At 59.2% G+C, this 20,875-nt stretch carries 17 protein-coding genes; 7 read left to right on the top strand and 10 right to left on the bottom strand.

Annotation, left to right across the window (positions count from 1 at the left end; genetic code table 11):
- Window positions 1-59: 59 nt before the first annotated feature.
- Together Q0931_RS08670 and Q0931_RS08675 are read left to right on the top strand one after the other, a co-directional pair.
- Window positions 60-1,178: a succinylglutamate desuccinylase/aspartoacylase family protein gene (locus Q0931_RS08670; RefSeq protein WP_299259329.1), complete on the top strand. Its 1,119-nt coding sequence runs from the start codon at window positions 60-62 to the stop codon at window positions 1,176-1,178.
- A gap of 165 nt (window positions 1,179-1,343) precedes the next feature.
- Complete coding sequence (locus Q0931_RS08675; protein ID WP_108843796.1) at window positions 1,344-1,595, top strand: CsbD family protein; 252 nt, start codon at window positions 1,344-1,346, stop codon at window positions 1,593-1,595.
- Window positions 1,596-1,866: 271 nt separating this feature from the next.
- Here the strand turns inward: Q0931_RS08675 and hda are convergent, their stop codons facing one another.
- Window positions 1,867-2,568 carry a DnaA regulatory inactivator Hda gene (hda, locus tag Q0931_RS08680; protein WP_299259333.1) on the bottom strand — a complete coding sequence of 234 codons (702 nt, stop codon included), beginning with the start codon at window positions 2,566-2,568 and terminating at the stop codon, window positions 1,867-1,869.
- Window positions 2,569-2,772: 204 nt separating this feature from the next.
- On the opposite strand from hda, the gene purM reads away from it, so the two are divergent.
- From purM to Q0931_RS08695, 3 genes are all read left to right on the top strand, one after another.
- Window positions 2,773-3,840 carry a phosphoribosylformylglycinamidine cyclo-ligase gene (gene purM, locus Q0931_RS08685; RefSeq protein ID WP_299259335.1) on the top strand — a complete coding sequence of 356 codons (1,068 nt, stop codon included), beginning with the start codon at window positions 2,773-2,775 and terminating at the stop codon, window positions 3,838-3,840.
- Between the two features lie 16 nt (window positions 3,841-3,856).
- Complete coding sequence (gene purN / locus Q0931_RS08690; RefSeq protein WP_299259337.1) at window positions 3,857-4,573, top strand: phosphoribosylglycinamide formyltransferase; 717 nt, start codon at window positions 3,857-3,859, stop codon at window positions 4,571-4,573.
- A 300-nt stretch (window positions 4,574-4,873) separates the two neighbouring features.
- Window positions 4,874-5,953: an aldo/keto reductase gene (locus tag Q0931_RS08695; protein WP_299259339.1), complete on the top strand. Its 1,080-nt coding sequence runs from the start codon at window positions 4,874-4,876 to the stop codon at window positions 5,951-5,953.
- Between the two features lie 195 nt (window positions 5,954-6,148).
- On the opposite strand, the gene ykgO is transcribed toward Q0931_RS08695, so the two are convergent.
- The 7 genes from ykgO to gyrA form a co-directional block, all read right to left on the bottom strand.
- Window positions 6,149-6,292, bottom strand: a complete 144-nt coding sequence (gene ykgO, locus Q0931_RS08700; RefSeq protein ID WP_086623079.1) for a type B 50S ribosomal protein L36 — start codon at window positions 6,290-6,292, stop codon at window positions 6,149-6,151.
- 149 nt (window positions 6,293-6,441) lie between these two features.
- Window positions 6,442-8,118, bottom strand: coding sequence for a 30S ribosomal protein S1 (gene rpsA, locus Q0931_RS08705; RefSeq protein ID WP_108843993.1), 1,677 nt, complete (start codon window positions 8,116-8,118; stop codon window positions 6,442-6,444).
- Between the two features lie 182 nt (window positions 8,119-8,300).
- Window positions 8,301-8,996, bottom strand: a complete 696-nt coding sequence (gene cmk, locus Q0931_RS08710) for a (d)CMP kinase (RefSeq protein ID WP_299259342.1) — start codon at window positions 8,994-8,996, stop codon at window positions 8,301-8,303.
- Entirely contained in the window at window positions 8,993-11,242 is a 2,250-nt protein-coding gene (locus Q0931_RS08715) for a bifunctional prephenate dehydrogenase/3-phosphoshikimate 1-carboxyvinyltransferase (RefSeq protein WP_299259344.1), read from the bottom strand. Before Q0931_RS08715 ends, cmk begins: the two co-directional genes overlap by 4 nt.
- Window positions 11,239-12,357 carry a prephenate dehydratase gene (gene pheA, locus Q0931_RS08720; protein ID WP_299259346.1) on the bottom strand — a complete coding sequence of 373 codons (1,119 nt, stop codon included), beginning with the start codon at window positions 12,355-12,357 and terminating at the stop codon, window positions 11,239-11,241. Before pheA ends, Q0931_RS08715 begins: the two co-directional genes overlap by 4 nt.
- 5 nt (window positions 12,358-12,362) lie before the next feature.
- Window positions 12,363-13,442 (bottom strand): 3-phosphoserine/phosphohydroxythreonine transaminase, encoded by a 1,080-nt coding sequence (serC, locus tag Q0931_RS08725; protein ID WP_299259348.1) that lies wholly within the window; start codon window positions 13,440-13,442, stop codon window positions 12,363-12,365.
- Between the two features lie 60 nt (window positions 13,443-13,502).
- Window positions 13,503-16,226 carry a DNA gyrase subunit A gene (gene gyrA, locus Q0931_RS08730; RefSeq protein ID WP_299259350.1) on the bottom strand — a complete coding sequence of 908 codons (2,724 nt, stop codon included), beginning with the start codon at window positions 16,224-16,226 and terminating at the stop codon, window positions 13,503-13,505.
- Window positions 16,227-16,574: 348 nt separating this feature from the next.
- Between gyrA and Q0931_RS08735 the strand changes: the two genes are divergently transcribed.
- Together Q0931_RS08735 and Q0931_RS08740 are read left to right on the top strand one after the other, a co-directional pair.
- Window positions 16,575-17,501, top strand: a complete 927-nt coding sequence (locus Q0931_RS08735) for a recombination-associated protein RdgC (protein ID WP_299259352.1) — start codon at window positions 16,575-16,577, stop codon at window positions 17,499-17,501.
- 29 nt (window positions 17,502-17,530) lie between these two features.
- Window positions 17,531-18,703, top strand: a complete 1,173-nt coding sequence (locus Q0931_RS08740; RefSeq protein WP_299259914.1) for a 1-acyl-sn-glycerol-3-phosphate acyltransferase — start codon at window positions 17,531-17,533, stop codon at window positions 18,701-18,703.
- Between the two features lie 68 nt (window positions 18,704-18,771).
- On the opposite strand, the gene Q0931_RS08745 is transcribed toward Q0931_RS08740, so the two are convergent.
- Window positions 18,772-20,247, bottom strand: a complete 1,476-nt coding sequence (locus Q0931_RS08745; RefSeq protein ID WP_299259354.1) for a TrkH family potassium uptake protein — start codon at window positions 20,245-20,247, stop codon at window positions 18,772-18,774.
- 127 nt (window positions 20,248-20,374) lie between these two features.
- The gene (locus tag Q0931_RS08750) at window positions 20,375-20,839 is read right to left on the bottom strand and encodes a pilin (RefSeq protein ID WP_299259356.1); all 465 of its coding nucleotides are present in this window, start codon (window positions 20,837-20,839) and stop codon (window positions 20,375-20,377) included.
- Window positions 20,840-20,875 lie beyond the last annotated feature (36 nt).

Here is a 20,875-nt window from a genome sequence, read left to right on the forward strand (position 1 = left end):
TTATTGACCAGGCGGCGCTCGACGCCGCCTTTACGGGCACAGTGCCCTGAGGCAATTTCGTGGAACATCGCATTCATGAGCTGATGTCGTCCGTACCCGGCACGGTCACTCAACTCCACAGCTTTCATTACGGTCCGCAGGACAGCCAACACAGTGTCTACATTCAGGCATCACTGCATGCCGATGAGCTGCCAGGCATGCTGGTAGCCTGGAAGCTCAAGCAGCACATGGCAGAACTGGAAGCCGCCGGCCTTTTGCACACGCGTGTGTGTATCGTGCCGGTCGCCAATCCGATCGGACTGACCCAGCAGTTGATGGATGTGCCGCTGGGGCGCTATGAGCAGGAAACGCTGAAAAACTTTAACCGCCATTACGCGGACATGACGCCTGCCATTGCCGAGCATCTGGAAACCGTGCTGGGCAATGAGGAAGCCGGGAATACCCGCCTCATCAGGGAACGCTTTCTGGCCGCGCTGGAAGACAAATCACCTGCCAACGCCCTGGAATCCCTGCAGCTGACCCTGCAACGCCTGGCCTGTCAGGCCGATTACGTGCTGGATCTGCACTGTGATTTCAATGCCGTGGCGCATTTGTATACCACGCCTGCCGCCTGGCCGACGTTCGAGCCTCTGGCGCGCTATTTTGGCGCCCGTGCCAGCATGCTGGCCACCGATTCCGGCGGCCAGTCCTTTGATGAGTGCTTTACGCTGGTCTGGGAGCAGCTGCGCGAACGTTTTGGCAAGCGCTTTCCGATCGGCTACGGCACGCAGTCCATCACCCTGGAGCTTCGCGGCCAGGACGATGTTGATCATGATCTGGCCGATCACGACAGTCGCGCCATCGTTGACTGGATGATGCAGCTCGGACTTGTTCAGGGTGAGGCACCGCCACTGCCATCACTGCCCTTCCCGGCCACACCGCTGTCGGCCATGGAGTTTCTCACGGCGCCCGAAGGCGGGCTGCTGGTCTTTCACGCGAATCCCGGTGAGTCGGTGGTCAGCGGTCAGCTGGTGGCCGAGGTGATTGACCCGATCAGCGACGTGGTCCATGAGGTCCGTGCATCGCAGGACGGCATGATCTATGCCAGAAGTCAGCGGCGCATGGCCACCGCCGGCATGATCGTGGCGGATCTTGCCGGCCATGAAAGCCGTCGCAGCGGCTATCTACTGGCACCCTGAGCGTCGGACATCACTTCGTGACGCCTCACATACATTTGGCCCTGTCGTATTTTCTTCACGTGACAATTTTGTTATGCCGAAATGCAGATAATCCTGGCGAAACGATCAACATGAGATAACTTTAAGGAAGTACAGAATTTATCTACCCATCGGAGTCAGGACACCATGTTCAAGAATCAGATCGAAGGCGAAACCAAAAATGCAGTAGGCAAGGCGCAGGAAGCCTATGGTGACTTTACCGATGACAATGAGCACCGCACCGAAGGCCGACTGCGCAGCGCGGCCGGTCAGGTACAGTCCCAGTATGGTGAAGTCGTCGACAATGCACGCGAATTTACGGTCAAGCAGCCGGTAGGCGCGCTGGCCATCGCCGCGACCGTCGGTTTTGTACTGGGTGCGCTGATCACACGTCGCTGATCACTGCTCAAGTGCAACCATCATCAAAAAACCGGCCCCCAGGGAGCCGGTTTTTTTATATTCATGCATCAGTAACGTTGCGACGACCGCTTGCGCCTGGAAGTGTCACGGCGTGTTTCAAGCAGGCACGAATGACGTAACAAAAATGAGCCTGAGCAATAAAAAACCGCCCGGGGAAGTGGGCGGTGAACAGGAAACCAGAAGTGATGATTTCAAGTATAGATCGTCCTGCCGGGACTGCCAGGTTTCCTGCCACATCAAGCGTGATTATTTACCAGCCGAGCGCCTGCTTGACGAAAGGAATGGTCAAGCGGCGCTGCGCCGAAAGCGATGCGCTATCCAGGCGGGTCAAAAGCACCAGCATGTCTCCCAGCCGGCGCGGGCCGCGATGCAGCAGATAACGAGCGACTTCATCGGGAAGCTGCATGCCGCGCTGATGCGCTCGTAGCCGCAGCACCTCCAGTCGATCCTGATCGCTCAGCGGCTGCAGATGGAAGGTCATCCCCCACCCCAGCCTTGATGCCAGATCCGGCAGAGTAACGGGCAGCGCCCGGGGCGATGCCTGAGCGGCAATAATCAGTCGGCAGTTGGCATCCCTTAAGCGATTAAAACAGTGAAAAAGCGCCTCTTCCCAGCGCTTGCGACCAATCACACGCTCAAGATCATCAATGGCGATCAGATCCAGCGCCTCAAGATCTTCCAGCATGTGCGGCGGAAAGTGACCCAGATCATTGAGCGGCAGATACAGCGCTCTGGCGCCTCGATCGCTGGCTTCAAGGCACGCAGCCTGAAGTAGATGGGTACGTCCGCTGCCGGAAGCTCCCCATAGATAAATAAACTGCTCGCCGCTGTCGTCAAGCTGATGACGCAGATGGGTGACAAGGCCTGCATTGGCACCCGGCCAGAAACCGGCGAACGTGACGTCATCACGCGCACCAACACCTAGCGGAAGCTGTAGGGTATCCGGACTCATTACGGCGTCCATGCTCAAAACAAGGGGAACAGCAGTCACATTATCATGAACGCGATGATTCGGGGCAGCCTATGCACACGCCCCATCCCTGGCCTGCAGTTGCGATGCGATCGATCATGGCCGATGGTACAATGCCGTCCTTCTTGATTATCGCTCTGGCCCCGGCCGGAACCCCGTCTCATTTTTCAGTGACAGGACCCCAACATGACCGAGCCTTCGTCTCGTGACTCCCTCTCCTACAAGGATGCCGGTGTTGATATCGACGCCGGTAATGCGCTGGTCGAACGCATCAAGCATGTCGCCAAAAGTACAACACGACCGGAAGTGATGGGTGGGCTTGGCGGTTTTGGCGCGCTGTGTCAGCTTCCCAGCGGCTATCGCGAACCGGTGCTGGTGTCAGGGACCGACGGTGTCGGCACCAAGCTCAGGCTGGCCATGGATCTGGGACGTCACGACACCATCGGCATCGATCTGGTCGCCATGTGCGTCAACGACCTGGTGGTCGCCGGCGCCGAACCGCTGTTCTTTCTCGACTACTACGCCACCGGCAAACTGAATGTCGAGATGGCCGCTGACGTGGTCACGGGCATTGGTGAAGGGTGTCGCCAGGCAGGGTGTGCCCTAGTCGGCGGTGAAACGGCCGAGATGCCGGGGATGTATGACGGCTCCGATTACGATCTGGCCGGGTTTTGTGTTGGCATTGTTGAAAAATCGGAAATTCTCGATGGCTCGAAGGTGGGCGAAGGTGACGTGGTACTGGGCCTGGCCTCCAGCGGCCCCCACTCCAATGGCTATTCGTTGATTCGTCGGGTGCTCGAACGCAGCGGTGCAGCGCCCGATACCCGACTCGACGATGGCCTGACCCTGAGCGAGGCCCTGATGGCGCCGACCCGCATCTACGTCAAATCGCTGCTGGCCATGCTGCATGACAGCGATATCACCGTACATGCACTTTCTCATATTACCGGTGGCGGTCTGCTCGAGAATATCCCGCGCGTGCTGCCGGAGCACACCAGCGTTCATATCGATGCGCAGGCCTGGCCACGCCCGGCCGTCTTTGACTGGCTGCAGCGCGAAGGCAACATCGACGAGACCGAGATGCATCGCGTCCTCAACTGCGGCATCGGCATGGTGGTGGTCGTTCCGGCCAACCAGGCCGGGCAGGCCGAGACCTTTCTGGAAAGCACGGGAGAAACCGTGTACCGGTTGGGGCATGTCAGCCGCTCGGACGAGACACAACCAAACGTTGTGCTTGAAAACGCCCGTCAGTAATCAGACAGGAAATATAATGTCCGACAGCGAAACCTCCGAGCAGGACTTTAAGCCCGAACAGCCCGATCGCCAGCGGCTGGTTGTTCTGATCTCGGGTAGCGGCAGCAATCTACAGGCGTTGATTGACGCCGAGGCGCATGACGAGCTGGGTGGCGAAATTGCGGCCGTCATCTCCAATCGCGGCGATGCCTACGGGCTGGTACGGGCACGCGAAGCCGGGATTCCGGCCGTGGTGCTGCCTCATCACGAGTACGACTCACGCGAGGCCTTCGATGCCGCACTGGTCAAGGTCATCGATCGACACGCACCGGATCTGATCGTGCTGGCCGGTTTCATGCGCATCCTGACACCGGCGTTTGTACGTCGATACCATGGCCGCATGCTCAATATCCACCCCTCCCTGCTGCCGGACTATCGCGGCCTGAATACGCACGCACGCGCGCTGGCAGACAGGGTGTCTGAACACGGGGCCAGCGTTCATTTTGTAAGCGATGAGCTCGACGGCGGCCCTGTCGTGGTCCAGGCCGCGGTCAGCGTGACCCCCGACGATGATGAAGCCACCCTGGCAGAGCGGGTGCTCACCCGTGAACACGTGATCTATCCGATGACGGTACGCTGGTTCATGCAGGGTCGTCTCAAGCTGACACCGGACGGCCCGCGCCTGGACAACCATCCGCTGCCGGCCAGCGGGCTTCGGCTGTCACCCGACGATGTGACCGAAGAAGATCTCTGAAACCTCAGAACTTTTTGTCCAATAATCGTCATTGCCGGCTCTGGCGATGGCGATTTTCTACCCGGCCTGCCTCAATATCGTGTTACTTCCCATCAGCGCTGAAAGACCAGCGGCCATCCAAAGGCAGCGCCATTCAGACCAGCATCTGAACGATATCCACATGCTTTGTGGCTTCTCTCTTCAACTCCCGATCCTCTCCCATGTTAACCATTTTCGGCTTGTCGCTTCGATCCAATCTGCCAGGCTTATGACCTGACCACTCAACTGATGGTCTTGTTCGGAAAACAGGGAAGCTTTCACATGAAATATCGTCCGCTTGGCAACTCCGGCCTGCTGGTCTCTGAAATTGTTCTTGGGACCGTTCCCTTTGGCGGCGGCGGTGGCTTTGAAAAGGCCGCTAGTGTCGATGTTGATGGCGCACGATGCCAGTTTGATATGGCGCTGGATGCCGGCGTCAATTTAATCGACACCGCCGATCTCTACTCCATGGGGGAAGCCGAAGAGCTGGTCGGCCGCGCCCTTGGCGACAAGCGTCATGACGTCATTCTGGCCTCCAAGGCGAGAAGCCCGATGGGCGACAACCCGAATCACAGCGGGTTCTCGCGCTACCACCTGATCAATGCCTGCGAGGCAAGTCTCAAGCGGCTGGGCACGGATCACATCGATCTGTATCAGATGCACAACTGGGATGGCGTGACCCCGGTTGAAGAGATGCTGTACGCACTCGATCATCTGATACAAAGCGGCAAGATTCGCTATTACGGTACCTCCAACTTTACCGGCTGGCAGATGATGAAAACCATCGGCAAGGCCGAGCTGCACAACCTGATGCCGCCGATCAGCCAACAGATCTATTACACGCCCGAATCACGCGAGGCGGAATATGAACTGATGCCGCTGGCGATCGATCAGAATGTCGGCACGCTGGTGTGGGGGCCACTGGGCGAAGGTGTCTTCAATGGCAAGCTGCGTCGTGGTCAAAAGGCGCCGGAAGGTACGCGTCAGGGCAACGGCTGGCCCGAGCCCTATATCCATGACATGGAGCGTGCCTATGATATTATCGAGCTTCTGGCCGAAATCGGCGAAAAACACAACGCTTCAATCCCCCGTACCTGCCTTGCCTGGCTCAAGGACCGTCCGGGCGTGACGTCACTGATCATCGGTGCCCGCAATGAAGAGCATCTCAAGGATGATCTGGCAGCGGCCGAGATGACACTCGATCAGGACGACATCGATCGCATTGAAGCGGCCACGCGGCCGGCCCCCCAGTACCCGTACTGGCATCGCGTGGTGGCCGGCATGGATCGCATCGACAAGGCAGAGAAGCCCTTTATCGACAACTATCGCAAGACCATCGACCACCGCAGCGATCAGCGCTGAGGGTCCAGGCAGATCGTGCTGACCATCCCTGATATGTAAAACAGGATGGATAAAGGCAGAAAGGCCCATCTCCTGAATGGGCCTTTTTTTCATGCTTCTGAAAGCATGTGATATTGCCATAGAAAAAGGCCCCCAATGAGGCATTGGGGGCCTTTTTGCGTCGATACCCGAGGGCATTCGATCATGCCAGAGGCATTAACGCTTGGGCTTCGGACGGCCCTGAACGGCCTTGAAACGCGGGTTGGTCTTGCAGATAACGTAAACGCGACCGCGGCGCTTAACGACCTGACAATCCTTGTGGCGAGTCTTGGCTGACTTGAGTGAGCTGACGACCTGCATGCTACCTCCGTCTCCCTGAATGATCAGGGGCGATTGAATCCGTGATTTTTAACGTTGTCGCCAGCAGGGTTGATGCTGCTGACGACAATGTCATTTATATGTCTGAACAGACCTCTACAGCCATCCGGCGGATGGCCGTGAGCGTGCCATCAGTCCTGATTCATCTGCTGCTTGATCAAGTCACCGATAGTGGTCGGACCGGAAGTCTCGGTCTCCTGTTCACGCATGTTGCGCATGTTCTGACGCGTGTCGTCCTGATCCTTGGCGCGGATGGACAGGTTGATGACGCGGTTCTTGCGGTCAACGCCCACGATGCGCGCTTCGACGCTATCGCCTTCATTGATCACGGTACGTGCATCTTCAACGCGGTCGCTGCTGATCTCGGAGGCCTTGAGCACGGCGATAACGTCAGTGGCCAGTTCCACGTAGGCTTCACGGGCATCCACTTCCGTTACGCGACCGGACACGAGCGCGCCCTTGTCGTTGACCGCCAGGTACTCGGACATCGGATCGCTTTCAAGCTGCTTGATGCCCAGCGAGATGCGCTCACGCTCCGGATCGATCGACAGGATGACAGCCTCGGCTTCTTCACCCTTGCGATAGCGACGAACGGCTTCTTCGCCGGTCTCGTTCCAGGAGATGTCGGAGAGGTGCACCAGACCGTCAATGCTGCCGTCCAGACCGATGAAGATACCGAAGTCGGTGATCGACTTGATGGTACCGGAGACACGGTCGCCCTTGGCAAAGCGCGAGCTGAAGTCTTCCCACGGATTGGAGGTGCACTGCTTGATGCCCAGCGAGATACGACGACGCTCTTCGTCGATATCCAGCACCATGACTTCAACATCATCACCGACCTGAACCACCTTGGACGGATGGATGTTCTTGTTGGTCCAGTCCATTTCGGAAACGTGAACCAGACCTTCAACACCCTCTTCCAGCTCGGCAAAGCAGCCGTAGTCGGTCAGATTGGTCACGCGTGCGTTGACCTTGGTGCCTTCAGGGTAACGATTCTTGATGTTGACCCACGGATCTTCGCCCAGCTGCTTCAGACCCAGCGATACGCGGTTACGCTCACGGTCGAACTTCAGCACCTTGACATTGATCTCGTCGCCCACGGCCACGATTTCGCTCGGATGCTTGATGCGCTTCCAGGCCATGTCGGTGATGTGGAGCAGGCCGTCAACGCCGCCCAGATCCACAAAGGCGCCGTAATCGGTCAGGTTCTTGACGATACCATTGATCTGCTGGCCTTCCTGCAGTGTCGCGAGCAGCGCTTCACGCTCGGCACTGTTTTCGGCTTCAAGCACGGCACGACGGGAAACCACAACGTTGTTGCGCTTCGCATCAAGCTTGATGACCTTGAAGTCGAGTTCCTTGTTCTCCAAGTGCGCGGTGTCGCGAACCGGACGGACATCGACGAGCGAGCCCGGGAGGAAGGCACGGATGGAATTGACATCGACGGTGAAACCGCCCTTGACCTTTCCGTTGATCACGCCCTTGACGACTTCGTTTTCCTCGAAGGCTGCTTCCAGCTCTTTCCAGGCTTCGGCACGCTTGGCCTTTTCGCGAGACAGGCGCGTCTCACCGAAACCGTCTTCCACGGCTTCCAGCGCAACCTTGACTTCATCGCCGACCTTGATGGTCAGTTCACCATTATCGCTACGAAACTGTGCCGCAGGGATCTGCCCTTCGGATTTCAGCCCGGCGTTGACAGTGATCCAGTCACCTTCAATGTCCACCACGGTCGCCATGACAATGGCACCGGGTTCCATGTTGATGTCCTGAAGAGACTGTTCAAACAGTTCTGCAAAGCTTTCGCTCATGGTATTCCTATAGTGATCAACAAAAAGCAACCAGGACGGCTGCATTCTCCACGCCACCAACAAGCGCGGGCCAATGACAAACTCCCCGGGGACGTTAACGCTGGTTAGACGTGGCAGGGTTTACAGATGTTGACCGCTGCCACCCCATGACGTCTTGCCGGGGCCTCCGGAAATTCAGGCGCTCATTGCGTGCTTTTCAAACCACGCAGGGAGAGAAGTGCTTCAATGTGTGCCACGACATCCGGGATCGAAAGCTCGGTCGTGTCGATGGTGACGGCATCTTCGGCAGGCTTTAATGGCGCTACCGTTCGCTGCATGTCACGCGCGTCCCGAGCCTCTATCTCCTTTAAAAGGCTCGAAAGGCTAGCATGTTGGCCGGCCTGTCGCAACTGATCATGCCGTCTTCTTGCCCGTTCCTCGGCACTGGCCGTCAAAAATATCTTGAGCGGGGCCTCGGGAAACACCACCGTCCCCATGTCGCGACCATCGGCCACCAGACCCGGTGTTTTGGCAAATTCACGCTGACGGGCCAGCAGCGCATCACGCACGCCGGTAATCGCCGCTACCTGTGAGGCGCATCCGCCCACATGCTCATTGCGAATGTCGCTGCTGACATCCTCCCCTTCCAGCAGGATGCGGGTGTGCTCGTCTTCACTGATGAACGTCACGTCCAGCTCACGTGCCACCGATTCAAGCGCGGGGGCATCGGTCATGTCGATATCACGGCGTATGGCCGCCAGCGCCGTGAGCCGGTAAAGCGCCCCTGAATCCAGCAGATGCCAGCCAAGGTCCTGGGCCACCAGCCGGCTGATGGTCCCCTTGCCGGCCCCACCCGGCCCGTCGATGGCGATGACCGCCGCACTGGTCTGCTGACTCATGCGCCCTCCGAAACAGCCTCGATCTGCATGCCGACTTCGGCGGCCAGTGCAGGAAAGTTGGGAAACGATGTTGCCACATTGGCACAGTCACGAATGGTGATATCGCCTTCGGCACGCAGGGCAGCCACCGTGAAGGCCATGGCAATGCGATGATCGCCCAGGCTCTCGACCTCACCACCCTGGTAGCGGCCACCCACGATGTCGATGCCATCTTCCACCACGGTATTGACCACACCCAGTACGTCCAGACCGTCGGCCATGGCCTTGATCCGGTCGGACTCCTTGACCCGCAGCTCGAGCGCATCGCGAAGGCGTGTAATGCCGCTTGCATTGGCCGCAGCGATAAAGAGCACCGGAAATTCATCAATGGCCAGCGGTACCTGGTCCACCGGAATATCGATACCGTGTAATTCGGCGTGACGTACCCGTATATCGGCCACCGGTTCGCCGCTGACCCTGCGCTCATTGAGCAGTTCGATGCTGGCCCCCATCTCCCGCAGGATGTTGATGACGCCGATACGGGTGGGATTGATCCCGACATGCTCCAGGGTCAGATCCGCCCCGGGCGTAATGGACGCCGCGACCAGAAAAAAGGCTGCAGAAGAGATGTCCGCAGGCACATCAATGAATCCACCCGTGAGGCTGCCCCCGCCTGCAATATGGGCGACATCATCATGACGGCTCACCGGGTATCCAAAGGCGGTCAGCATGCGCTCGGTATGATCCCGGGTTGGTGCCGGTTCCCGCACCCGGGTATCTCCCGTGGCGTACATGCCGGCCAGCAGCAGGCAGGATTTGACCTGGGCACTGGCCATGGGTAGATCATAATCGATGCCGGCAAGACGCTGCCCTCCACGCACCGTCAGCGGCGGTCGTCCGCCTTCTCCGGTATCGATGACGGCGCCCATCAGTCGAAGCGGATCTGCCACCCGCCCCATCGGACGACGATTGAGCGAATCATCGCCGGTCAGCGTGACGTCAAACGACTGGCCGGCCATGAGCCCTGCAAACAAACGCATGCTGGTCCCGGAGTTGCCCAGATACAGCGGCCCCTTCGGCTGTTTCAAACCATGAAGACCGACGCCATGGATGACCACGCGACCGGCCTGGGGGCCTTCGATGGCCACGCCCATTTCACGAAAGGCCTGCAGCGTGGCCAGGCTGTCTTCTCCCTCGAGAAAACCCTCGACGGTCGTCACGCCTTCGGCCAGGGCGCCCAGCATGATGGAGCGATGCGACATCGACTTGTCGCCGGGGACTCGAATGGTGCCCCTGACCTGTCCGCCGGCGCTTGCACGGTACACAACGTTTCTGGTTTCCATGACCTGATAGCTCTTCTGGCTGAGTAATCTGTCGAAATAATGTCGCGCGTGGCTCGCGCGGGAAAAGATGCCGAGCATGGCATCACCGTCGCTGTCTGCCACGGCAGCGCGAAGTTCACTGACCCCGGCCTCGAATTCCGAAAGCGCTTCAAGCACCGCTTCCCGATTGGCCAGATAAATATCGCGCCACATCACCGGGTCACTGCCGGCAATACGGGTAAAGTCGCGAAAGCCCCCGGCAGCGTAGCGAAAGATATCGAGTCGATCATCCTGACGTGCCAGCGTATCGACCAGCGAAAAGGCCAGCAGATGCGGCAGGTGGCTGGTACGGGCCAGCACTTCATCATGACGCTCGACCGTCAAGCGCTCGATATGCGCACCGCAGACCTGCCACAGACGCTCGATACGGTGCAGCGCCTGGGGATCGGTATCCGCCTCGGGCGTGAGAATGACGCGATGGTGCTGATAAAGCGTCGGATTGGCGGCCTCGACGCCGCTTTTTTCTGCCCCGGCAATGGGATGACCCAGCACCAGCCAGCTCGGCACTCGCCCCAGAGCAGACCGGATCTGGTCACGAATGGCCGACTTGGTACTGCCCACATCGGTTACGACCTGCCCGTGACGACGCAACTGACTCAGCTGGGCCATGACCGGTGCAATGGCCATAACCGGCACGGCCAGCACGATCAGTGAGACATGAGGCAAAAATGCCGCCGCGTCCGGACCACCGTCATCGATCAGCCCCATGCGCCGCCCAAGGGCGACCTCGTTGGGGTTGAGGTCAACGCCAAAGCAGCGCCCCGCATAGCCGGCATCGCGCAGGGCCGCCAGCAGCGACCCGCCGATCAGCCCCAGCCCGACCACCAGAATGCCGGACTCTTCTGACAGTACGGCCGGCGTACTTGAAACAGCCTGCTCGCTCAAAGCACACCCACCGGATAGGACCCCAGTATGCGCACATCGGCAGCCCGCTGCCGGACCTCTTCCAGTGCCGCCTGCACCCGCGGCTCTTCCTGATGCCCCTTGAAATCGATAAAGAAGACGTAGTTCCAGAGACCGTGCCGTGAAGGCCGGCTCTCAAGACGCGTCATGTCGACATGATGGCGATGGAAGGGCTCGAGCAGATCATGCAGGGCGCCGGGCTGGTTGCGCATGGCGGCCACCAGTGATGTCTTGTCTTCGCCACTGGGCGGCACATCGTGATTGCCGATGATCAAAAAACGGGTCGAGTTGTCCGGCATGTCCTCGATCTTTTCTTCCAGGTGCTCAAGACCATAAAGCCTTGCCGCCATATCGCCGGCAATGGCCGCCGTATGCCATTCGCTCTTGACCCGGCGGGCAGCCTCGGCGTTGGAAGACACGGCCACGCGCTCGGCATGCGGATAGTGGGCATCGAGCCACTTGCGGCACTGGGCCAGAGACTGCGAGTGGGAATAGATGCGTGACACCTTGTCCCGGCGCGTATTGCTGCCGACCAGCAGATGATGATGAATGCGCAGCACCACCTCACCACAGATCCGCAGCGACGTATCCATGAAGGAGTCCAGCGTGTGATTGACCACGCCCTCGGTCGAGTTTTCGACCGGCACCACGCCATAGTTGGCCGCGCCCGCCTCGACCTCACGAAAGACTTCATCAATGGCCGGCAGCGGCTTGCACACGGCACTGTCACCGAAATGCTTGAGCGCGGCCTGCTGGGTAAAGGTGCCTTCCGGACCGAGATAGGCGGCGCGCACCGGTTTTTCCAGCGCCAGGCAGGCCGACATGATCTCCCGAAAAAGGCGCGCCATCTCTTCCCCCGGCAGCGGCCCCTGATTCAGGGCCATGATGCGCTTGAGCACCTGGGCTTCGCGTTCGGGACGATAGAACACCGCTTCAGGATCTTCGGCCAGCTTGACGTGCGCGACCTGCTGGGCGCAGGCGGCACGTTCGCTGATCAGATCAAGAATCTGCTGGTCCAGCGTATCAATGCGATCACGCAGGGCGCCAAGATCCACGTCCTGATTGTTTTTATCATGAGATGAAAGATGATCCGACATGTGCTCTACCCGTAACGACGCTCGAAATCCTGCATAAAAGCCACCAGTCGATCAACGCCCTCTTCCGGCATGGCGTTATAAAGGCTGGCACGCATTCCCCCCACGCTGCGGTGCCCCTTGAGGGTCAAAAGACCCGCCGCCTCGGATTCAGCCAGAAACGCCTTGTTGAGCGACTCATCACCAAGCACGAAAGGCACGTTGGTCAGCGAGCGATTGGCCGAGACAATCGGGTTGGAATAGAAACCGCTGCCATCGATGGCGTCATAAAGCTTTTGCGCCTTGCGACGATTGACCTTTTCGATCACCTCGACCCCACCCTGTTCCTTGAGCCATTCAAAGACCAGCCCGGACAGATACCAGGCATAGGTGGCCGGGGTATTGAGCATGGAGCCGTTATCGGCAAAGGCCTTCCAGTTCAGCATGGAGGGTGTTTCCAGACGGGCACGCTCCAGCAGGTCATTACGCACGATCACGATGACAATGCCGGCAGGACCGATGTTTTTCTGTGCCCCGGCATAGATGACACCAAATTTCGAGACGTCTACCCGGCGCGACAGGATCGAGGAGGACATGTCACAGACCAGTGGCACATCGGCCTGTGGCACGTAATCCATCTGCAGCCCGCCGATGGTCTCGTTATCGCAGTAATGCAGATAGGCGGCATCACTGGACAGCGATAGCGACGCCTGTCCGGGCGCGGCGGTATAGCCGCTGTCTTCGGCCGAGGCCACGACATGCGCCTCCCCCAGATGCCGGCCTTCCTTCAGGGCCTTTTGCGACCAGATGCCGGTATCCAGATAGTTGCCGCTTCCCCCCTGTCCCAGCAGGTTAAGAGGCACACATCCGAACTGCTGTGTGGCACCACCCTGCATGAACAGCACACTGTAATTGTCCGGCACCTGCATCAGTTCGCGCAGATTGGCCTCGGCGCGTTCTGCCACAGCGATGAAGGCCTCACTGCGATGACTCATCTCCATGACGGAAAGGCCACGCCCTTCAAAATCGAGCATCTCATCGCGTGCACGCTCAAGCACGGCGGTGGGCAGCGTGGCGGGGCCGGAACAGAAATTGAAATGTCGGGTCATGTCAGGTCTCGACGGGCTTGAAAAAATAACGGCGCCTTTCCATGAAAGGCGCCGATGGTTCTACTCTTCGCGTGCCGAATCGGCCTCGCCGTCATCGGTGGCATCCGGCGCCTGGTCGGCTCCCTCGCTCAATGCCGCCTCATCCCCGGCGAGCACCTCGTCGTCATTTTCCAGCTCGTCATCCTTTTCCAGCTCGTCAAGACGAACCGTGGACACCAGGCTTTCCCCCTTGACGGTACGAATCAGGGTAACGCCCTGGGTATTACGCGAGCTGATGGAGACTTCACTGACGCGCGTACGGACCAGCGTGCCGCGATCGGAGATCATCATCATCTCGTCGTTCTCGCCCACCTGGATGGCAGCCACCAGTGCACCATTACGAGCCGTGGTCTGCATGGCGATCACGCCCTGCCCGCCACGTCCACGCAGCGGGAACTCCTCGAGTCGAGTCCGCTTGCCATAGCCGTTGATGGACGCCGTCAGGATATAGCACTGACCTTCGCTGATCTGACTGGCTTCCACTTCGGTTTCATCGTCGGCGCTTTCATCGATGGTGGTCGTGCTGGGAATGATCAGGCTGATGACACGAGCGTCACCCAGCAGACGCATGCCGCGCACGCCGCGCGCCGTACGGCCCATGGCACGCACATCGTTTTCATCAAAGCGGATCGCCTTGCCGTTGGAAGACAGCAAAATGGCATGATCGCTGCCGGACGTGATGGCAGCGCCTACCAGGCGGTCACCTTCATCAAGATCGAGAGCGATCAGGCCGGCGCTACGCGGACGCGAGAACTGATCCAGCGTGGTGCGCTTGACGGTGCCATTGGCAGTCGCGAAGAAGATATAGCTGTCATCGCAATACTCCTTCACCGGCAGGATCGCCGTGATCCACTCGCCTTCATCCAGCGACAGCAGATTGACCAGCGGACGGCCGCGCGAGCCGCGCGAGGCCTGCGGCATTTCATAAACCTTGAGCCAGTAGACCTTGCCTCGATCGGAGAAGAGCAGCACGGTGTCGTGGGTCGAAGCCACCAACAGATGCTCGATGACGTCTTCATCCTTCATGCTGGTCGCCGACTTGCCACGCCCACCGCGCTTTTGCGCCTGATAGTCGGACAACGGCTGGGTCTTGGCATACCCGCTGCGAGAGATGGTGACGACCATGTCCTCGGCCGCGATCAGATCTTCCATCGTAAGATCACGACGGCTGTTCTGAATTTCGGTACGACGCCCGTCACGATACTGGTCACGAACGGCTTCCAGCTCCTCGCGAATCACTTCCATCAGACGATCGGCCGACGAGAGAATGCGGGTCAGCTCGGCGATGGTATCAAGGATGCCCTTGTATTCATCCAGCAGCTTTTCGGTTTCAAGACCGGTCAGGCGATGCAGACGCAGCTCCAGAATCGCCTGGGCCTGAGCAGCGGAAAGCTGATAGCGACCGCGGTCGTCCGAAAGCCCACAGCTCTCTTCGAGATCATCGGGCTTGCAGGAGGTCGCGCCGGCGCGGTCGAGCATGTCGATGACCTGGCCCGGCGTCCAGTCGCGTGCTATCAGCTTTTCCTTCGCCTCGGCCGCGTTGGGCGAGGCCTTGATCAGCTCGATCACCTCATCAATGTTGGAGATGGCGACCGTCAGGCCTTCAAGAATATGACCGCGCTCTTTCGCCTTTTTCAGCTCAAATAGCGTGCGACGGGTGACCACTTCGCGGCGGTGGCGAATGAAGGCTTCCAGCAGCTGTTTGAGATTGAGCGTTTTGGGCTGGCCGTTTTCCAGCGCCACCACGTTGATACCGAACACGGTCTCAAGCTGGGTCTGGGAAAAGAGATTGTTGACGACCACATCGCCGGACTCGCCGCGACGGGTTTCAATGACCACGCGCAAACCGTCCTTGTCGGACTCGTCACGTAGCTCGGCAATGCCCTCGATGCGCTTTTCCTTGACCAGCTCGGCGATCTTCTCGATCAGACGCGCCTTGTTGACCTGATAGGGCAGCTCGGTCACCACAATATGATCGCGGCCGGTGCGCTCATCGTGCTCGACGGTATGACGCGCGCGCACGTGGATGCGCCCGCGCCCGGTACGATAGGCGTCCAGAATGCCGGCACGGCCGTTGATGATCCCGGCGGTCGGGAAGTCGGGGCCGGGAATGTACTCCATCAGCTCGTCGATGCTGAGCGTATGGTCCTCGATCAGCGCCAGGCAGCCATCGATAACCTCGGCCATGTTGTGCGGCGGCACGTTGGTTGCCATGCCAACAGCAATACCGGAGGCACCATTGACCAGCAGATTGGGGACACGCGTTGGCAGCACCTCGGGAATACGCTCGGTGCCGTCATAGTTGTCGACCCAGTCGACCGTATCCTTTTCCAGATCCGAGAGCAGCTCATGCGATAGACGCGCCATGCGCACTTCAGTATAACGCATGGCGGCAGCGCTATCACCATCGATCGAGCCGAAGTTGCCCTGTCCATCCACCAGCATGTAGCGCATGGAAAAGTCCTGGGCCATGCGCACGATGGTGTCATAAACGGCGCTATCACCATGCGGGTGATACTTACCGATAACATCACCCACGACACGCGCCGATTTCAGATAGGACTTGTTCCAGTCGTTGCGCAGTTCATGCATGGCATACAGCACGCGACGATGTACCGGCTTGAGTCCATCCCTGACATCGGGCAGCGCTCGACCGATGATGACGCTCATCGCGTAATCAAGGTACGACTGCTTCAGCTCGTCCTCGATATTGACTGGCAGAATCTCTCTGGCGATCTCACCCATGGGTCGTCAAATCCTGGTCCTGTTCAAGAAGCCCTACTGCCTGAACACTCCGGCCGCAGGGGCCATGGAGCGTTCAGGCGCGAACACCCGTAATGCAATCACGACGCACACATGATTGCGCACGAATGATCCAATTGGTTGGCATCGATTGTACCACAGCCCCACCGCTCTCCGGCAGACAGTGATGCAATCCAGGGGCGATTTGAATGCCTGCCAATAATGGCGCTCCCGGCCCGACATTGATGGCTGTCATTATCGGATAGTCCAGGAGTATGGGATCAGGCTACGCAAGCGCTGGCACCCGCGCCTGCCATTCGACATAATGTGCGCCTTCAAGGAAAGGACGCTATGTGGTTCAAGCATTTACAACTTTATCGCCTGCTCGATGAGCATGACTGGTCACTGGATCAGCTCACCCAGGCCCTCGACCCCTGGCGCTTTACGCCGGTCACCGAAACTCAGGCCCGTCGCGTGGGCTGGGCAGCGCCTGCCGGACGCCATGGTGATCAACTGGTGCACGAGGTTCAGGGCCATCGCCTGATGACGCTTCTGCGCCAGGAGCGACTGCTGCCGAGTGCCGTGGTCAAGGAAACGCTCGAAGAGCGCGTCGAGGCACTGACCGCCCAGCAGGGCTACCCGCCCGGGCGCCGGGACAAGCTGGCGCTCAAGGAGCGCATCGTCGAGGAGCTGCTGCCGCGTGCCTTTACCCGCACCTCACGTACGGATCTCTGGTGGGATACCAAACGCCGGTTGATCGGCATCAATGCCTCGAGCGCCAAACGCGCCGAGGAGATACTCGATGTGCTACGTGAATCGCTCGGCTCACTCAAGGTCATTCCACTCGCCCCGCAGACGCCGGCCGGACGCACCATGACCACTTGGCTGACCGACCCGACCACCCGCCCGGAAGGCATGGTGCTGGGGGATCAGATTGAGCTTCGCGCCAAGGGCGATGACGGCATTCTTCGTGCCCGCAGCATTGACCCGGATGGCGAGGAAGTGCGTATGTCGCTGGATGTGGGCCGTCAGGCCAGCAAGCTGGCGCTGAACATCGAAGAACAGATGACCCTGGTACTGCAGGAAGACATGTCCATCAAGTCGATCCGCTTTGCCGATGCCGTGCTCAAGGAGATCGATGATACTGACAGCGATGACAATCCCGTCCTGCAGATGGAGACCGAGTTTGCGCTCATGGCCCATGTGCTGGGCGATACGGCCGAACGGCTGATGCAGTGGCTGGGTGGCGAAGCGACGCCGGCGCCTGCAGCTCCATGAATCAATCGTCTGACGACCCGGAAATCGAGATGACCGCCTCCCCGGATGCGCTACCGCCCGTAGACGACTTCGAGGCCATACGCCCCTACAACGACGACGAGGTCGTTGATACGCTGGCTCGTCTGGTCCTCAATGACGAGTTCATCGATACCATTACGCGCTACCGGCTGCCGAAACTTGCCCGTATCGCGCCTCGTGTGGCACGCGCGCTGGCGCGCCACGGGCTCAGACGCGCAGTACGCAACATTCATACGGTCAGTGATTTTCAAAATCACATTGCCCACTACATGGCGCGCATGATCCAGAACACGACCAACACCTTCAGCGTGGAAGGTCTTGAGCATCTGGATCAACAAAAGGCCTATCTCTTTATCGGCAACCACCGCGATATCGCGCTCGACCCGGCGTTTGTCAACTACGCGCTCTATCACAGCGGGCGCAGCACCGTGCGCATTGCCATCGGTGATAACCTGCTGCAAAAGCCCTATGTGACCGACCTCATGCGGCTCAACAAGAGCTTTATCGTGCCCCGCTCGGCACGAGGCAAGCGGGCCATGCTGGCGGCCTATCAGCAGCTGTCCAACTATATTCGCCACTCGATTGTCGATGACAACCATCCGATCTGGCTGGCGCAGCGCGAGGGTCGCGCCAAGAACGGCGTGGATCGCACCGACAGCGCGATCATCAAGATGCTGGGCATGGCCCGACGCATGAAGAACAAGGACGCCTCGGTCAACGACACGATTGCAGAGCTGCGCATCGTGCCTGTCTCCATCAGCTATGAATTCGATCCCTGCGATCAGCAAAAGGCGCGCGAGCTCAAGGCACGCAATGAGGGTGTGGCGTATGAAAAGATCGCCTACGAAGACATCCTCTCCATCGCCGCCGGCATTACCGGCGACAAGGGACGGGTCAGACTGGTTTTCGGCACGCCGCTTACAGGCGACCAGGACAATTACGACAGTGTCGCCCAGGAGATCGACCGTCAGGTGCTGAACAACTACACGCTCTTCCCAAGCCACTATCTGGCCCTGGAAGCCACCGGACATGCGCCCGAGCTTGTCGATACCAGTGACATCACCCCGGCCGACCGTCAGGCCTTCAACAAGCGCCTGGAGCAGGTGCCGGAAGAGCTGCGCCCCTGGTGGCTGTGTCAGTATGCCAACCCGGTGCTCAATCGTGCCGGGCGCGACCCGCTCTAACCCTCTGTCTTGAACAGCAGCCTTTTCTGACGCCGGCGCCCTGTTTGCAGGGCGCCGGGCAGGACAGCCTACTTGCGCCAGAAGGTCGGCGTCATCAGCACCAGCACGGTCAGGATCTCCAGACGTCCCATCAGCATGCCGATACTGAGCATCCACTTGGCGGCATCCGGCAGCGACGCAAAATTACCCGCAGGGCCGATCACCTCACCGATCCCCGGACCAACGTTGGCCACCGCCGTCGCAGCGCCGGACAGGGCCGTCACCAAATCCAGCCCCATCAGCGACAGCCCCAGCGCCAGCACCGCTACCGTAAAGAAAAAGAAAAAGGAGAAGGCGATAACGCCGCGAATCTGATCATCGGTCAGTACACGCCCGTTATAGCGCTGCACAAAGACCCCGTTGGCATGCACCAGGTAGCGCAGCTGATTGACCAGCATGATCAGCCCCACCTGAAACCGAAAGATCTTCATGCCGCCGCTGGTTGACCCCGAACAGCCGCCTACAAAGATCAGATAGAAAAAGGCCGCTGCCGACAGCGGGCCCCATACCGTATAGTCATCCGTGGCATAGCCGGTGGTGGTGACTACCGACACCACGTTGAAGGCCACCTGAGTCAGTGCATCGAAAAACTCCATGCCACGCACGGTGCGATACAGGGTCAATAACGAAATGACCACCACCAGCAGCGCCAGAAGCCCCCTCACCTGCTGATCCTTCCAGAGCACCCCCGACCGTTCACGCGCCATGCGAATATAAAGCACAAAGGGCAGCGCGCCGGTCAGCATCGAAAGAATGCTCAGCCATAGAATGATGGGCTTGTCGGCATATGGGCCGAAGGAGGCGTCGTAGTTGGCAAAGCCACCCGTAGCCACCGACGTCATGCCGTGCACCACGGCGTCCAGCGGCAGCATGCCCGCCAGCCAGTAGCTGACAATCGAGACGATCGTGAAGCCGACATAGACCAGACCGATCGCCTTGGCGACCGTGCCGGCCCGGGGTAGCACCTTGTCCGACCAGTCGGAGGACTCGGTCTGAAAAAGGCGCATGCCGCCCACGCGCAGAAAGGGCAACACGGCAATCGCCATCACGATGATCCCGACCCCGCCGACCCACTGCATCAGGCCGCGCCAGAGCTTGAGCCCATCGGAGAGATGTTCGATGCCGACCAGCACGGTTGCGCCGGTAGTCGTAATGGCCGAGACCGATTCAAACACCGCATCGGCCACCGACAGACGCGGCGCCCCGAACTGCATGGGCAGACTGGAAAAGGCAGACATCACCACCCAGCTGGAGGTGGTCAGGATAAACATCTGCCGGGGGCGCAGCTCGATATGCACACCCCAGGTCAGCAGTATCACCGCCACGCCCGTGCCAAAGGTCGCCGCAAAGGCCCACAGAAAGGGCCACATCTGCCCATCGCCTTCAAGCGCCAGCAAAAACAGCGGAATCAGCATGAACAGCGACAACACCAGCAGCAGCATGGCCAGAATGCGCAGAATGGGGCCTATTCCGGCCGGATTACGAAAAAGCGGCAGACGCAGCATGCATTGCATCCAGAATGATCAACAGGTGCGCGCTACTATAGCGGTTAAGGAAAAATGGCGCAGCCGGAAAGGCTTATAAAAACAAAAGCCGGCGCGGGGCCGGCTTTAAGCGTTCGATTAATACTTATTATGAGCCGGAGGTAGGCGTGGAACCCGCTGTCTCACAGGCCTTTGGCATGTATTGAGCCTCTACGGTTGCGGTACAGGACCATGTCCCATCGCCAGATCTGTTTAAGGCGATAGTATCACCGCTTAAAGAAGAGCTAGCGTCCGTGCTAAAAGCAATTTGTACAGATGCAACGCCAGTGTTGTCTTTGTTTGTTTCAGGAATAGTCAAAGTGCCCATTTTCACATCCGCATCAGTGATGCCGATAAAGCCTGCATCATTTGGCGTCATGCTGAGGGTTTGCCCTCTTAGTACTGACTCTTCGATACTGACCTGCGAGCTCTTGAGTGTCGCCAATGCAGAACCCGTTTCCGACCTCGCCACATAATCCTGATAGCGCGGCACGGCAATGGCCGCCAGTACACCGATGATGGCGACCACGATCATCAGTTCGATCAACGTAAAACCACCCTGCCTGCCTGCCATTGACATGTCCTTCCCGATTGAATGCATGTGTCCCTG

The organism is uncultured Kushneria sp. (assembly GCF_947497025.1).
Lineage (GTDB): Bacteria > Pseudomonadota > Gammaproteobacteria > Pseudomonadales > Halomonadaceae > Kushneria.

What these genes read in the sequence shown, in the direction of transcription:
- serC (WP_299259348.1), bottom strand. Translation starts at nt 13,442, where the DNA reads ATGACCCGACATTTCAATTTCTGTTCCGGCCCCGCCACGCTGCCCACC.
- purM (WP_299259335.1), top strand. Translation starts at nt 2,773, where the DNA reads ATGACCGAGCCTTCGTCTCGTGACTCCCTCTCCTACAAGGATGCCGGT.
- ykgO (WP_086623079.1), bottom strand. Translation starts at nt 6,292, where the DNA reads ATGCAGGTCGTCAGCTCACTCAAGTCAGCCAAGACTCGCCACAAGGAT.
- cmk (WP_299259342.1), bottom strand. Translation starts at nt 8,996, where the DNA reads ATGAGTCAGCAGACCAGTGCGGCGGTCATCGCCATCGACGGGCCGGGT.
- Q0931_RS08695 (WP_299259339.1), top strand. Translation starts at nt 4,874, where the DNA reads ATGAAATATCGTCCGCTTGGCAACTCCGGCCTGCTGGTCTCTGAAATT.
- Q0931_RS08740 (WP_299259914.1), top strand. Translation starts at nt 17,531, where the DNA reads ATGACCGCCTCCCCGGATGCGCTACCGCCCGTAGACGACTTCGAGGCC.
- purN (WP_299259337.1), top strand. Translation starts at nt 3,857, where the DNA reads ATGTCCGACAGCGAAACCTCCGAGCAGGACTTTAAGCCCGAACAGCCC.
- Q0931_RS08735 (WP_299259352.1), top strand. Translation starts at nt 16,575, where the DNA reads ATGTGGTTCAAGCATTTACAACTTTATCGCCTGCTCGATGAGCATGAC.
- gyrA (WP_299259350.1), bottom strand. Translation starts at nt 16,226, where the DNA reads ATGGGTGAGATCGCCAGAGAGATTCTGCCAGTCAATATCGAGGACGAG.
- pheA (WP_299259346.1), bottom strand. Translation starts at nt 12,357, where the DNA reads ATGTCGGATCATCTTTCATCTCATGATAAAAACAATCAGGACGTGGAT.
- rpsA (WP_108843993.1), bottom strand. Translation starts at nt 8,118, where the DNA reads ATGAGCGAAAGCTTTGCAGAACTGTTTGAACAGTCTCTTCAGGACATC.
- Q0931_RS08745 (WP_299259354.1), bottom strand. Translation starts at nt 20,247, where the DNA reads ATGCTGCGTCTGCCGCTTTTTCGTAATCCGGCCGGAATAGGCCCCATT.
- Q0931_RS08675 (WP_108843796.1), top strand. Translation starts at nt 1,344, where the DNA reads ATGTTCAAGAATCAGATCGAAGGCGAAACCAAAAATGCAGTAGGCAAG.
- Q0931_RS08750 (WP_299259356.1), bottom strand. Translation starts at nt 20,839, where the DNA reads ATGGCAGGCAGGCAGGGTGGTTTTACGTTGATCGAACTGATGATCGTG.
- hda (WP_299259333.1), bottom strand. Translation starts at nt 2,568, where the DNA reads ATGAGTCCGGATACCCTACAGCTTCCGCTAGGTGTTGGTGCGCGTGAT.